This window comes from Pseudoalteromonas sp. KJ63-1 (assembly GCF_055808145.1).
Genome location: NZ_CM147855.1, coordinates 622,625 through 636,529 on the forward strand (window position 1 = coordinate 622,625; position 13,905 = coordinate 636,529).

The 13,905-nt window shown below is 39.4% G+C and carries 12 protein-coding genes; 6 read left to right on the forward strand and 6 right to left on the reverse strand.

Annotation, left to right across the window (positions count from 1 at the left end):
• The first annotated feature begins 178 nt into the window (after window positions 1-178).
• The gene (locus AC0L7Q_RS02930; protein ID WP_409424762.1) at window positions 179-805 is read left to right on the forward strand and encodes a fumarylacetoacetate hydrolase family protein; all 627 of its coding nucleotides are present in this window, start codon (window positions 179-181) and stop codon (window positions 803-805) included.
• Here the strand turns inward: AC0L7Q_RS02930 and AC0L7Q_RS02935 are convergent.
• From AC0L7Q_RS02935 to AC0L7Q_RS02945, 3 genes are all read right to left on the reverse strand, one after another.
• Window positions 732-1,670, reverse strand: coding sequence for an ABC transporter substrate-binding protein (locus AC0L7Q_RS02935; protein WP_409424763.1), 939 nt, complete (start codon window positions 1,668-1,670; stop codon window positions 732-734). The genes AC0L7Q_RS02930 and AC0L7Q_RS02935 overlap by 74 nt on opposite strands.
• A 162-nt stretch (window positions 1,671-1,832) precedes the next feature.
• On the reverse strand, window positions 1,833-2,885 hold the full coding sequence (locus tag AC0L7Q_RS02940) for an aldo/keto reductase (RefSeq protein ID WP_413401321.1): 1,053 nt from the start codon (window positions 2,883-2,885) through the stop codon (window positions 1,833-1,835).
• Window positions 2,886-2,897: 12 nt separating this feature from the next.
• Entirely contained in the window at window positions 2,898-3,329 is a 432-nt protein-coding gene (locus tag AC0L7Q_RS02945) for an acyl-CoA thioesterase (RefSeq protein ID WP_413401322.1), read from the reverse strand.
• Between the two features lie 149 nt (window positions 3,330-3,478).
• Here AC0L7Q_RS02945 and AC0L7Q_RS02950 point away from each other — a divergent pair, with 149 nt between their 5' ends.
• The 3 genes from AC0L7Q_RS02950 to AC0L7Q_RS02960 all read left to right on the forward strand — a co-directional run bounded on the left by AC0L7Q_RS02950 (window position 3,479) and on the right by AC0L7Q_RS02960 (window position 6,429).
• Window positions 3,479-3,655 (forward strand): hypothetical protein, encoded by a 177-nt coding sequence (locus AC0L7Q_RS02950; protein ID WP_178955181.1) that lies wholly within the window; start codon window positions 3,479-3,481, stop codon window positions 3,653-3,655.
• A 72-nt stretch (window positions 3,656-3,727) separates the two neighbouring features.
• Window positions 3,728-4,783 (forward strand): DNA polymerase IV, encoded by a 1,056-nt coding sequence (gene dinB / locus AC0L7Q_RS02955; RefSeq protein ID WP_413402931.1) that lies wholly within the window; start codon window positions 3,728-3,730, stop codon window positions 4,781-4,783.
• Between the two features lie 110 nt (window positions 4,784-4,893).
• Complete coding sequence (locus tag AC0L7Q_RS02960; protein ID WP_413401323.1) at window positions 4,894-6,429, forward strand: M17 family metallopeptidase; 1,536 nt, start codon at window positions 4,894-4,896, stop codon at window positions 6,427-6,429.
• A gap of 260 nt (window positions 6,430-6,689) precedes the next feature.
• Here the strand turns inward: AC0L7Q_RS02960 and AC0L7Q_RS02965 are convergent, their stop codons facing one another.
• On the reverse strand, window positions 6,690-8,327 hold the full coding sequence (locus AC0L7Q_RS02965; protein WP_413401324.1) for a methyl-accepting chemotaxis protein: 1,638 nt from the start codon (window positions 8,325-8,327) through the stop codon (window positions 6,690-6,692).
• Window positions 8,328-8,603: 276 nt separating this feature from the next.
• Entirely contained in the window at window positions 8,604-10,829 is a 2,226-nt protein-coding gene (locus tag AC0L7Q_RS02970; protein WP_413401325.1) for a S9 family peptidase, read from the reverse strand.
• A 107-nt stretch (window positions 10,830-10,936) separates the two neighbouring features.
• On the opposite strand from AC0L7Q_RS02970, the gene AC0L7Q_RS02975 reads away from it, so the two are divergent.
• Window positions 10,937-11,335, forward strand: a complete 399-nt coding sequence (locus AC0L7Q_RS02975) for an HIT domain-containing protein (protein ID WP_413401326.1) — start codon at window positions 10,937-10,939, stop codon at window positions 11,333-11,335.
• A gap of 30 nt (window positions 11,336-11,365) precedes the next feature.
• A complete protein-coding gene (locus AC0L7Q_RS02980) occupies window positions 11,366-11,896 on the forward strand; it encodes a phosphatase domain-containing putative toxin (protein WP_409424770.1) in 531 nt (176 codons plus the stop codon).
• Window positions 11,897-11,967: 71 nt separating this feature from the next.
• Here the strand turns inward: AC0L7Q_RS02980 and AC0L7Q_RS02985 are convergent, their stop codons facing one another.
• Window positions 11,968-13,668, reverse strand: a complete 1,701-nt coding sequence (locus tag AC0L7Q_RS02985; RefSeq protein WP_413401327.1) for a dipeptidyl-peptidase 3 family protein — start codon at window positions 13,666-13,668, stop codon at window positions 11,968-11,970.
• Window positions 13,669-13,905: the final 237 nt, after the last annotated feature.

Below are 13,905 nucleotides of genomic sequence, written 5' to 3' on the forward strand. Positions count from 1 at the left end.
AGCGCAGTACAAAAACCTGCCTAATTAGTCCCTCCTTATTTTATTCAATTCTATGTAATTGGTTGTTTTCAGCTCAATAGTTGTCATAAAAACATGATAAAACGGCATTCGCTTTTGCGTTAATAATTTGAGAGAATGCCAAAATATTAAATGCGTTATGTAATTAACAGGTGAGAAAATGAATCATATAAAGCTGGCTTCGCAGAGCATACAACCTTCAAAAATAGTCTGTGTGGGGCGCAATTACAGTGCGCATATTGCTGAATTAAACAACGAACACCCTGAGCAAATGGTAATTTTTAATAAACCTAATAGCGCGATCACCGATACCTTACACTCTTCCCATAACGGTGATACATTACATTATGAAACTGAATTGTGCTTTGTGATTAAAAATAAACAGCTTGCAGGGGTAGGGATTGGACTCGATTTGACTAAGCGAGCTTTACAAAGCAGTTTAAAAGAAAAGGGCTTGCCGTGGGAACGTGCTAAAGCATTCGACGGGTCAGCACTATTTAGTGATTTTATTGAATTAACGCCAGAAATGACATCGTTTATATTTGAATTACATATTGATGGTAAAGTAATTCAGCACGGAGAAACCCAGCTAATGTTGCACCAACCTGCGCAAATTCTGGCAGAGGTAAATGAGTTTATGGGTTTAGAAGAGGGCGATATTATTATGACCGGCACGCCTGCAGGCGTAGGGATGGTGAATGCGGGTCGAGAGTTTAAAGTTGCTCTTTATTCTGATTCTGGTCAGCAGTGTTTATTGGAGCATCATTGGTCTGTGAGTCAAAGTTAAGCACATACTGATTGTAGGCTTTATTAAAGTCACTAAAGTGTTCATTTAACCAGTATTGTTGATTATTTTTGTATTGCTCTGAGGTTAAAATATTGTTTTTTAGTGCGTGATTAATTTTTTTAATTGCCATAGATGCAAAGTTATTTGGGGCATTGGTCGCACAGCCAACGGCTATTGGAACTAATTTATTTTTATTTTGGGCAATCGGTAGGTTTACAATATTTGATTGATTGCCTTTGCTAAAGTGGCTAGTGATAAATGGGTAATCAAGCGAGTAATCTAAAGAGCCGTGTTTTAAGCGATCCATTACAACACCACTTTCATTATCACTGCTCCAGCTCATAGAGACATTAGAGTGAGTTAATGAGTTTTCAATAATATTGTTAATCTGCACAGAAAAACGACGCGCATCAGCTTGACCATAAGTGAAGTTTTTATCAGCAAGTAAGCCCACTAAGTTGATAGGATTACCATGCTTAGAGGTTAATTGAGGTGCTTTTGTCACAGTAGTTATGATGTTATGTGGGGGATAAACCGCTGTAGGTAATGAATATAAAAACTGTTTATTTGCACTGCGTTTGTAAATAGCGCATGGAAAACAAACGTTTCTACCCTCATCTATGTATTTATTAATTCGCTTTTGTGGTAAAACTAAGCGGGTGTGCTTCACGTCTTTTATATTATGCATTAGCTGCTGTGTTAAATCATCGCATAAGCCAAGCTGTTTTGTTTCTTTACTTAAATGAAACGGAGGAGTCTTACTTTGTAACCATAAAATTTCTTCTATTGGCTTTGCTGTTTTACTATGACTGCAAGTAGCAAAAGTGACCAAAATGCCAAGACATAAAAAACGAAGTGATTGCATTACAAATAGATCCGCCTAGAAAATTTGTTGCGTATTATACTGGTGGCGGCTAAAAAATAAACATAAAGAACAGCAAAGAATCAATATTATCTAATTGTACTTTCTTCTTGCTGTTCTTTTAACCTGTCAGGCTGCAGATCTCGTGCGGTGATTAAATTGCCCCTAGTATGGCATTGGGTTATTTCTAAATATGGTATCAATTGCTGATAATGCATCATCATTGAGAGCTAACTCAAACGCATCAATGTCTTCTTTTAGCTGCGTCATAGTAGTGGCACCAATAATAGATGAGGTAACGCCATCCACTTGATTACACCAGGCTAACGCTAATTGTGCCGCTGTCATGTTGTGCTCATGGGCAAGTTCAACATACTCTTTGGTCGCCTTTTGTGATTGTGGCGTATCTCTAAAAATACCGTTACGCTGCATAAATGTCCAACGAGAGCCTTCAGGGCGCGCTCCATTTAGGTATTTACCCGTTAATAGTCCAGCAGCTAAAGGTGACCAAGGTAAATAAGCAATATCTTCATGCACACATTGCTCTATTAAATAAGGCCAATCTTTCGCATGCGCTAAACTAAACTCATTTTGAATAGACACCATTTTTGGTAAGTTGTGCTCTTTAGCTAAATTTAAAAATTGGCTAATCCCCCATGGCGTATCGTCAGAAAGTCCACAGTGTTTAATTTTACCCGCTTTAACACACGCATCTAAACCCTCTAAAATATCAAGCATGTCAGCGGTGTGTTGTTTTGCATCGACCTCAGTAAATTTAAGCATGCCAGGCCATTGCCTTGCAAAATGAGGAGTGCGACGATTTGGCCAATGTAATTGGTATAAGTCAATATAGTCGGTTTGTAAGCGCTTTAGAGACTGATCAACGGCATCAATAACAGCTTGGCGAGTAATATCACTGCCATCACGGATCCATGAAAGCCCATTACCTGCAATTTTAGTTGCAATAACAATGTCTTTTCGTTTGTGTGGATTACGTGCAACCCAATTCCCTATAATTTCCTCAGTTTTACCATAAGTTTCAGGCGTGGGTGGAACTGCGTACATTTCTGCCGTATCAATAAAGTTAACACCACGTTCAATGGCATAGGCTATTTGCTCATCAGCATCATGCTGGGTATTTTGTACTCCCCAAGTCATACTACCTAAACAGACTCTCGAAACACTAACATCACTACTGCCTAATTGACTATATTGCATTACTAATCCTAATTATTTGTTTTCTGAGTTTGCTTTTAAAGCCGATAGCAAAGGTTCTGTGATCGTTGCTTTTTGCCCTGTTTTAAAGTCAAACATCACCACTTTTGACATGCCAGTGGTAGTTATCGCATTTTGCGCATGGCTAAATACACTGTAATTCATTATAAATCTGTCTGACTTAATATCACTAATAGTAATACCTACGCTTAATGTATCAGGAAACGTTACAGGGCGTTTATAGCGAATATTATTTTCACTGATCACAGGGCCAGTGGCTTTTGCATTGATAGTATCAAATAAATTTAATTTATTTAAAAAATCGATTCTGGCTATTTCAAAATAACGAAGGTAAACACAGTTATTAACATGCTGTAGGGCATCCATATCGCCCCACGCTACAGTAATGTCGGTATGAATAGGGTGTTGTTGTTTAAACGTTTCCATGTATTTATAGCTCTTAGTTTTAAAGTATTTAGATTAGCAACATGGTCGGATGAGCTCAAGGGAATTATAGTTTGCAAAAATTCTAGGGCTAAAATTGTACCTCTTTGAATTCATGACTATAGTGACTATTAATACACAAGGAGATAACGATGCAGAATATAATTAATTGGTTATTGGCATGCACTGTTTTTATAGCTTCGTTCACTTGTTACGCTATGGGTAATGAGGCAGGAGCGATTATTTTGATTTTACTAGGCTTTTCTTTAGAAGTACTATTTTGGATGTATTGCTTTAATAAGCCCAAGAAAAATAGTCGCTCTTTTTAAATAACAACAAGCTTGCTAATTAGTAGAGATTCCACAATAATGACTGTATAGATAAACAGTTGTTATTGTGTGATGAAAAAGTTTATTCATATAGACATGGACTGCTTTTATGCAGCAGTTGAAATGCGCGACAACCCCAAACTTGCAAATGTACCGCTGGCAATTGGCGGTAATAGCCGTCGTGGAGTGCTCTCTACCGCTAACTACCTTGCTAGAGAGTATGGGGTGCGCTCTGCTATGTCTAACTACCATGCCAAACAACTTTGCCCTGATTTAGTTATTGTGCCCGGAAGAATGGCTGTTTATAAACAAGTATCAACTCAAATCCGCGCTATATTTAACCGCTACACTGACCTTGTTGAACCTCTTTCACTTGATGAAGCATATTTAGATGTGACCCACTGTACTGCATTTAAAGGCAGTGCAACGTTAATTGCTGAGCAGATCCGCACCGATATTTTTAATACCACAGGGCTGACCGCTTCTGCGGGGATTGCGCCAATTAAATTTATAGCCAAAATTGCTAGCGATGAAAATAAGCCCAATGGCCAATTTGTAGTATTGCCTGAGCAAGTTGACTCGTTTTTAGCCCAATTACCACTAGGTAAAATTCCAGGCGTGGGTAAAGTAACCTTGGAAAAGCTTAATTTAAAAGGGTTGTACACGGGCCTAGATGTTCGCGAAAAAGGGGCTAATTGGATGCAGCAACATGTGGGAAATTTTGGCGTGTCGTTATATCAAAAATGTATGGGGGAGCATATAGGGCGGGTTTCAACTGAACGGATTCGTAAGTCATTGAGCGTGGAGCATACTTATGAATACAACAAAAATAGTCTTGATGAGTGCTTGGAGCAATTACCGCAACTGTTAGATGAGCTCGAGGTTAGATTAAACAAACAACAGCTGCAAAATAAAATTAACAAGTTAAGTGTTAAAGTTAAATTTGCTAATTTTGTTGTGACCTCAGCAGATCAAGCGAATCATCAATTAAACACGGCTATTTTTAAAGAGTTACTCGCCAAAGCCTATCAACGCGGATTACAACAACCTGTGCGTTTATTAGGAATTGGTGTTGGCATTAAAAATCAACCAGAGCATAATTTACAGCTAAGTATTTTAGACCTGTAAAAGCTGTAACTCTAGGTTGCCAGTAAGTATGCAGATTACCGCAGTTTACTGGTTATAAATTGCTAAATAAATAATAATAGGGGCTACGTTTTCTAACAGGATCCTTTTTTATGGCATATCCAAAAGCAGTGCTGGCTCAGCCAGTTAGTGCAAGCCTAGATTGTGCATCACACGATGCACTAATTATTATCAGCGATGACTTTTCTCATTTACCAAATACGCCTCTGCGCGATGCAATTTTAAATCAAGCTCAAGTAGACTCTCGCATAGGTAATCAAGTTACCTTGCTAGTAATTGCCGGTAAACGTGTTGTGATAGCCCCTACAGGCCCTTTAAATAGAGATTATGATGATGTACGTCGCTATTTTGATGCGGCTAAATTAGCCATTAATGAGGCTAAAGCGTCAGGCAGTGTTAACCCTGCTATTTACTTACCCGCTTTAAATACCGACAGCCGTTACCAATACGCGCTAGAAGTGGCCTATTTAGGCGCATGCCAAGCATTATGGCAGCCTTTGGAAGCGCGTGAATTTCATGGTCATGGTATTGAGCCAATTACTCAAATCGGTTTAGTTGATGCCAATGAGCAAACGATTAAAGCAGTCAATGCATTAGCAGCTGGACAATATGCTGCACGTGATTTATGTGGTACCGAGCCTGAACGTATGGCACCACCACGCTTTGCTGATTACTGTAGCGAACTATTTAATAATAGCGCAGTGAACGTTGATGTGATTGATGACTTGGCTGCCATTGATAAACACTATCCGATGCTAAGTACTGTTGCTCGTGCATCTTATGCAGTAGAGCGTCATCATCCACGCGTTGTTAAACTTGAGTATGTACCAGAGGGTGAAATAACGCGCACACTGATGTTTGTAGGTAAAGGCTTAGTTTATGACACAGGCGGTGCAGATTTAAAAGTAGGCGGCTACATGGCAGGTATGAGCCGAGATAAAGGTGGTGCGGCTTCTGTGGCTGGATTTATGAAAGCAGTTTCTGATTACCAACCTAAAGGCGTTAAAGTGATTGCTTTTTTAGCAGTGGTACGTAACTCAATTGGTTCAGATTGTTTTGTTCCTGATGAAATTATTACTAGCCGTGAAGGTGTGCGAGTGCGCATTGGTAACACTGATGCCGAAGGGCGTCTAGCGATGGGTGATTTACTTAGTGAAATGAAAGATTTGGCTGTAAACGAAATAAACCCAACGCTGTTTACTGTGGCTACTTTAACAGGGCATGCTGCACGTGCGATGGGACCATATGGTGCTTATGTAGAAAATGGGCCAGCACGTAGTGCTAATATTTCACGTCAATTAGCTGATTGTGGTGATTTATGGGCTGACGGTGCTGAAGTATCACGTTCACGTCGTGAAGATTATGACTTTATAAAACCACGTACTTTAGCCGATGATGTGCTTTCTAGTAATAATGCGGCTTCTGCCGTCACAGCGCGCGGCCATCAATTCCCTATGGCATTTTTAGCTGTAGTAGGCGGGTTAGATAAGCATGGTAACGAGTCTACTTTACCACTTCCTTATGTGCATATGGATATTGCCGGTAGTGGTGTTGAAGGTGGTGATTGGCAACATGGTAAACCAACTGCGGCCTCAGTAAGTAGTTTATTTGCCCGCTACTGTTTATAATTCTCTATAAATAAGTCTAAAAAGCCCTGAAAATCAGGGCTTTTTAATTGGTGAAAGGTATTAATTAACCTAAACTCTGGTTAAGATATTTACTAACGCATTGAATCAAAATGATATTTATGCTTAATTTTCTTTAGCTAGAGATTTTCAGTGAAAACAAGGCGAAATTACGCGTCAATAGCTAGCCTATTGCAAGTAAATTCAACGCAGTTAGCGCTGAAAATAGCTGCTTAAGATAGATTTATTATCCGGAATCCAGGTTAACTCAGCTTAAAGCGCGATACCACGCTAGATAATTCAACACTGCTTTGTTTGAGTTTGTCGCTGGCAAGGGTTAAATCCTTAGTATTACCCAATGACTGCTCAGTTGATTGCGAGAGGTCGTTAATTCTTAAATTAACCTCGTCAGCGGCTGATGTTTGCTGCTCTGTTGCTCTTGCAATTTGGCCGTTCATATCGGTGATCACCGATACTAATCTGTCTATTTCATCCAGTGATGTATTTGCCAAAGAGGCTTGTTCAACCGTAGAAATAGAAATCTCTTGGCTAGATTTTACCGCCTCAACTGCGGCTTTAGCGCCTTCTTGCAGTTTGGCGATCATGGCTTGAATTTCATCAGTGCTTTTACCCGTTCGACTTGCTAAGGTTCTTACTTCATCGGCTACGACGGCAAAGCCTCTACCATGCTCACCTGCCCGTGCAGCCTCAATGGCTGCATTGAGTGCCAACAGGTTAGTTTGCTCTGCAATACTTCTTATTACATCAAGCACTGAACCTATATTATTACTTTCTTGAGCAAGATCAGCGGTTACTTTGCTTACGGTTTCTATATTACTCGAGAGGGTTTCAATGGCGGTAATCGTTTTAGATACCACATCTTTACCCGTTGATGCATTACTGGCAGTATCATTTGCGGCTTGTTCAGCGGCTTCGGCATTACGGCTAACATCATGAATTTGATGAGTCATTTCCTCCATTGCAGCAGCTACTTGGGTTGAGCTGTCGTTTTGAAGTTCAATGAATGATTGGCTGGTTTTGCTAGAATCATCCACAGCATGGGCATGCTCGTTTACATCGTTTGCGCTTTTGGCAACCAACACTAAAGACTCCCTAATTTTAGAGACAAATAAATTAAATGACCGCGAAAGTTGAGATATTTCATCATTACCATTTTCATTTAGGCTACGGGTTAAATCCCCCTCACCTTGAGAGATATCTTTCATCATCTGCGCTGCTAAACGAGTCGGCGTTAAAATGCTTCGGCCAATAAAGTAGCTAAATAACACCACCACAATAATCATAATAACAACGTTGATAATGATGATAGTGCGTTGCTGCGAAAAGGCACTGTCTATGGTATCAAGGTACACACCTGAGCCGATTATCCATTGCCATTGATCAAAGCCTTTCACAAACGCAATTTTGTCTACGGGGTTGTCGTTACCTGGTTTTGGCCATTTATAAGGCACATAACCTTCGCCGGATTGTTTTACAACGCTAACCATCTCAACAAATAGGGGGGTGCCATCAGGGTCTTTGTTATTAGTTAAATCTTTTCCCTCAAGAGCTGGTTTAATTGGGTGCATTACCATGGCTGGCTGGTAATTATTGATCCAAAAATAGTTAGTATCATCGTAGCGCAATGAACGGATTGAGGCGATTGCTTGAGATTGTGCTTGTTGGCGAGTGAGAGTTTGGTTTTGTTCAAGGGCTGCATAGTGCTTAATAGTGCTATATGCAGTTTCTACTACATTTTTAGTTTTAAGGTATTGCTCGTTTTTGAGCGCTTGGTATTGATTACTCAAACTCGAAATACTCAATACAATTAAACCCAATATTACAATCCCCACTAAAATGGCTAGACGTTGAAATATAGTAAAACGACGGAGGTTTGGCATAAATATGTTCCTGTATCAGATCATTATTTTTCTTCAATAAGCATAGTTAAAATATAGGCTAAGAGAGCTTTATTTTCATAATATTGTAGTTCTTATATTTCGTTTTAGCGTTTAGTTTAAATACAATAACAGTTGGACGCTGAAGCTTAGACTTTTAGTTACCCGTGCTTAAGATGGATTTAATTATTGTGTGTTGACGTTTTAATATATCTTATTTGCATAAAAAAAGGCTGATATTTTTATCAGCCTTTAGTCGAATAATTAACCTAATGTTAGTTAATTTGTATTAAAATTACGGTTAAAGAAGTTAGTAATTGTTTGATGTAAATGAGTTTGAACTTGTTTACCGCGAAGACTATGTTTTGAGCCTGGGTAAGTCATCATTTCAAACTGTTGATTGTTATCTTGCAGCTGTTTAAACAATTTAGTTGCATGAGTAAACAACACGTTGTCATCGGCCATACCATGGTAAATCATTAATGGGCCTTTCAGACCTTCAGCATATGGGAAAACAGCACTGTCGGTATAACCTTGCGCATTTGTATCAGGGTGACCCAAATAACGCTCGGTGTAGTGAGTATCGTACAAGGCCCAGTCAGTTACTGGTGCGCCTGAAACACCAGCACTAAAGTAGTCGCCTGCTTTAAACATGGTCATTAGCGCCATATAACCACCATAGCTGTGGCCGTATATACCAATGCGTGCAGGGTCTACGTAGTCAAGGGTACGTAAAAACTCAACGCCTTTAATCTGATCAGCTACTTCAACAACACCTAACTTTTTATATATTGCATCTTCAAACTTTTTACCACGATTGTAAGAGCCACGGTTATCTAGTTGAAAAATAACATAACCTTGTTGCGCCATATATTGCAAATATAAGTTTTTACTACGCCAGCTATTAGTGACTCGCTGAGCATGAGGGCCGCCGTACACGTTAACAATAACCGGATGCTTTTTACCTTTAGCCATGTTTGCTGGTTTAAATAAACGGTAATGCATAACTTGGCCATCTTCAGCGGTAATAGTGCCGTACTCAGGCTTTGCTAAATCGGTTAAAAAGGGAGTTAGTGGGTGAGAGTCGTCTAGTTTATTCTCTTCAAGCCACGTAATAAACTCTCCATTGATTTTGCGCAGCGCTGCTGAATTTGGCTTATTCACCGATGAACTAGTGTCAATGAAGGTTTTGTTATCTTTTGCCAGTACAACATTGTGGTATTGGCCTTTTTCAGTAATGCGCTTAATTGCCCCTTTTTTAAATAAAGGCGCACTGTATAAGTGACTTTCAAGCGCAGTATCTTTACGCGCTGCAAAGTAAACTATACCATTTTTTTCATCTACGCCTTTCAAGCTATCAACAACCCAGTCACCAGTAGTTATTTGACGAATAAGTTGGCCATTATTAGCATACAAATAAAGGTGCTTAAATCCATCTCGCTCCGAGGCCCACACAAAATGTTTTTTATCTTTTAAAAACTCAAGATCAAAATGTAGGTTTATCCAGGTATCGCTTTTTTCAGTTAATGCGACGGTTTGCTGTTTCGTTTTACTGTTGTAAAAGCGTAATTCTAAATTGTGCTGAGAACGGTTTTGCCATTGGTAAGACAGGGTGTTACTGTCGTTCAGCCATTTCGCTCGAGCGATATAAATATCTTTATTTTCACCTAAGTCAACCCAGTCAACTGCTTGGTCATTAAGTTTTACAACACCAAGTTGAATGTCAACATTGTTAGTGCCAGTAAATGGGTAACGCTGATTAAATAGCTTTACTTCATCAGCATAAATTTCGTTACGAAGTGCTTCTTGAACAGGGCTTTCATCAACGCGAGTGAAGGCTATTTTAGATTCATCATTTGCCCACCAATAACCGGTCATGCGACTCATTTCTTCTTGCGCCACAAATTCGGCCATGCCGTTTTTAATAACGCCACCGCCATCTTTACTTAACTGAATTTCTTTGCCAGATGCCAGTTCTAGTGCGTAGAGATTCTGCTCACGAACAAAGGATACAAAATTCCCTTTTGGAGAAAAGCGCGCATCGGTTTCAAATGCTTCAGTGTTAGTCAGTTTTTTACTATTTTTTGTGTTTAAGTCGAAATAATAAAGGTCGCCATTTAGAGGAAATAGCAGTGCTTTACCATCTTTTGACCATTTATATTCAAGAATACCTTTACCAAAAATACGTTGGCGTTCACGGCGTGCTTTTTCTTCATCTGACAGGTTTTCTGGGCCTGAAAATAACTGCGCTGAATCAACAAGTAATCGATTGGTATTGTCTTTTAAATTATATTCCCATAAATCGTAGCGGTTATAGTCATCTGTTTTACCTTGTAAGTAGGTGACACGGCTGCCGTCGGGAGAAAATTTAAGTTGTACTGGAGACTTTCCAGCTAAGCTCGGATCATCAAATATACGCTCAAGCGTTAACGGCTTTGCTTGAGCGCTTAACGCGCCCGCCATTAGGGGGATTGCCAGTGAGAGGTGTTTTAGTTTTTTTAACACAGGATTGCCTTTACTTACATAAAATTATCCCCGATGGTAAAGCACAAGCGTGTGCAACTGCAACTAAATGCTATAAAGTGTAAAGTAAAATAACCTAAGGATTTAACATGCGCGAAACATCATTTACCTTAGCCCAAGAGCTGACAAGAGATTGTATTGAACTGGCCGATTGGCCTCTTTGTAAGGTATTACTATTAAACGACAGCCAATATCCATGGTTTGTATTAGTCCCAAGGGTTGCAGGCTTAAAAGAGATTATTGATTTAACTGAGCAGCAACAAATCACTTACTTACAAGAGTCGGCTAAGCTCAGCCATTTATTAATTGAGGTGTTTAATCCTGATAAGTTAAATGTGGCCGCGCTTGGTAATATGGTACCGCAATTACATATTCATCATATAGCGCGTTTTAAAACAGATATTGCATGGCCTGCGCCGGTATGGGGCAAGTTTCCAAGTGTCCCTTATACTAATGAGCAGGTAGAGCAATTAAAAACGCATTTTTAAAATTAGAATGAGTTACTTTGAGGGGATAGTATGAAATTAATAAAACAACTCTGCACTAGTGTATTTATTGCAGCCATTGCTGTTTCAACTGTGATAGCGAGCGAGCAGCCAGTAGCTACAGATGTGGTAAATAACGCTAACATTAAAAACTTTGCCGCACATAACAACCTGGTTTTTTCAGCAGCGCAACCGACTAAAGAGCAGTTTAAGCAACTATCGAAAGCCAAGGTGAAGCATGTTATTAATTTGCGTGCAGCAGATGAGCAAGACTGGGATGAAGGCGCGTTAGTCAACTCTTTAGGAATGAGCTACCACGCAATTGAGATTGCGGGTGCAAAAGACGTAAACACTGATAATGCAAAGCAGTTAGCCAATCTTTTAGAGCAACTTAAAGGTGAGTCGGTGGTTGTTCATTGTGCAAATAGTAACCGTGTTGGCGCGTTAATGGCTATTTCAGCCCATCAGCAAGGTACAGATATAGAGTCTGCGATTGAAATCGGGAAGCAATGGGGAATGGCAAGCCTTGAGCCGGTTGTACGCAAAGTGGTGAATGACAAATAAACATACTGATAAGTAATCAAAGTAATAAAAAAGCGTTACACTGTAACGCTTTTTTATTTAATTAGCTTTTGTTAATCAAGGCCAAGCACATCTTTGCCTTGTTTAAAGGTCACATCTACAGGGATGTTCGCTTTGCTTAACTTTTCTAAGTCTTTAGCAAGTTCCGCTTTAATATCGCCATGAGTGGCAATGAGTTGATCTACTTTTTCGTAATCACCGTCACCTTGTAGAGTTAAAATAAGGCGCGATAACTTTGCCATAGCATCGCCCATTTTATCCATGTTGATGCTATAAAGCCCGTCTTCATTTTTAGAAAAAGCACCTTCTTGAGCAAAAAAGTTAAAGCGGATCATGTTTGCTTTACCATGTGCACTTGAGGCACCGAAACGCACTGAGCGAAAAATACCCGCCATAAAGGTGGTGTAGTAATCTTCTAACGTCCCTTCAGTGATCTCACCTTTTTTAAGTAACTGTTCAACCATGTATAAACCAAGAATATCGGCTTTACCTTCTTCTAAAGCACTAGCATGTTCTTGAAGTGATTGGCGAACAGTACCTTTACCCGTTAGGGTGTTTTTAATTCCTAAACCGTGAGCCACTTCATGGAACATGGTGTTAGCAAAGAACGCATCAAAGGTAATATGTTTGCGTTGCTCTGGCACAATTAACTGCTCTGAGATAGGCACTAAAATTTTATCAAACTTCGCACGCATTGCGTTTTTAAGCTGTAAACGACGTGTGCCTTTTTCTAATTGCACTTGCTCATCATTGGGTAAGTTAATCGCAATAGTTTTACTGCCAGCATTTGAGTGCCCGGCATAATAAACAACATCATAGGCATTTAAGTCAGCATCTGAGCCCGGTACTTCTTGCTTGTACTTACTATCTACAGGTAAGCCTTTTTGCAGCTCAGGTAAAAAGGCTGCAAATTTAGCCAAGCGTTCGCTCCATTTTAAATCTTTAATTAGTACATACGATTCATAGGCAGCACGGTAACCAAATAATTGGTCTTCGTAGTTTTCAATTGGGCCAATAACAACATCGATAGGGTTATTTTTCATATCCATCCAAGCAAAGTCAGAGGCTTGGAAATCATCGCTTTGTATTGCGTCAGCTCGTAAGTTTAGGTAGTTGGCAAATTCTTGGTCGTCAGCTAATTTGCTAGCGTCTCTAAGTAACTTAGCTGCTTGGGCAAGTTCTACTGCATATTCTTCTGAATAAGGCGTGCTGTATAAATTACCTAGTTCATCACGTTTAATCAGTGAGTAAAGCCCTGTTTTATCTTTTACATCAGCGTTATTAAGCTCTTCTTTGGTGATGTCGGCTGGGTAAAAACCTGCACCAAGCGGCTTTTCTTTATAGCCTGATAAGAATACTTCATCGCCGTTTAAGCGATCCCATGGGCCATAGTTAATATCAGCAAACTGACGTACCCTTTCATCATCTAGTTGTGCTAAAAAGTCTTGCTTATCTTTACCAAATGCTTGCTTCCAGAATAAATCATCCATAATTTTTGAAGCATCAATAAGTTTAGCTACCATAGCTTTTTGATTGTCAGATAAATGTGATAAGTCACTTTGTAAACTAAAGTCTGTGTATATGTCTAAGCGTTGACGGTCAATATTAACAAGCGCTGGCCCTGAAGGCGTTTGAGAAGCCGTCGGCGTTGAGCTTTGCGGCGTATTACTTGAAGACGGTGCTTGCTCAGAGCAGGCACTAAGAAAAACGATGCCAGAGAGCAGTATTGCTTGGCTAATTTTATTTAAGATCATTATATTGCCTTTAAAAAGTCTATTTTATAACTTGTATACTGTAAGTTAAGGTACTGAAAGCGTGTTAATGTGCCTTAGCATGTTTGCATTAAAGCAAAACACACTAGCAAATAGCAAGTATTAGGCGTTAGTGCGCATAAATCAGTGGGGCACTAGTAAATAATCAATAATTATCTACAGTTTTTTCTACTTTGGGTATATGTTTAGTACTACTAAGCTTTGAAATAATTAATAATA

What these genes read in the sequence shown, in the direction of transcription:
- AC0L7Q_RS02930 (WP_409424762.1), top strand. Translation starts at nt 179, where the DNA reads ATGAATCATATAAAGCTGGCTTCGCAGAGCATACAACCTTCAAAAATA.
- AC0L7Q_RS02935 (WP_409424763.1), bottom strand. Translation starts at nt 1,670, where the DNA reads ATGCAATCACTTCGTTTTTTATGTCTTGGCATTTTGGTCACTTTTGCT.
- AC0L7Q_RS02940 (WP_413401321.1), bottom strand. Translation starts at nt 2,885, where the DNA reads ATGCAATATAGTCAATTAGGCAGTAGTGATGTTAGTGTTTCGAGAGTC.
- AC0L7Q_RS02945 (WP_413401322.1), bottom strand. Translation starts at nt 3,329, where the DNA reads ATGGAAACGTTTAAACAACAACACCCTATTCATACCGACATTACTGTA.
- AC0L7Q_RS02950 (WP_178955181.1), top strand. Translation starts at nt 3,479, where the DNA reads ATGCAGAATATAATTAATTGGTTATTGGCATGCACTGTTTTTATAGCT.
- dinB (WP_413402931.1), top strand. Translation starts at nt 3,728, where the DNA reads ATGAAAAAGTTTATTCATATAGACATGGACTGCTTTTATGCAGCAGTT.
- AC0L7Q_RS02960 (WP_413401323.1), top strand. Translation starts at nt 4,894, where the DNA reads ATGGCATATCCAAAAGCAGTGCTGGCTCAGCCAGTTAGTGCAAGCCTA.
- AC0L7Q_RS02965 (WP_413401324.1), bottom strand. Translation starts at nt 8,327, where the DNA reads ATGCCAAACCTCCGTCGTTTTACTATATTTCAACGTCTAGCCATTTTA.
- AC0L7Q_RS02975 (WP_413401326.1), top strand. Translation starts at nt 10,937, where the DNA reads ATGCGCGAAACATCATTTACCTTAGCCCAAGAGCTGACAAGAGATTGT.
- AC0L7Q_RS02980 (WP_409424770.1), top strand. Translation starts at nt 11,366, where the DNA reads ATGAAATTAATAAAACAACTCTGCACTAGTGTATTTATTGCAGCCATT.
- AC0L7Q_RS02985 (WP_413401327.1), bottom strand. Translation starts at nt 13,668, where the DNA reads ATGATCTTAAATAAAATTAGCCAAGCAATACTGCTCTCTGGCATCGTT.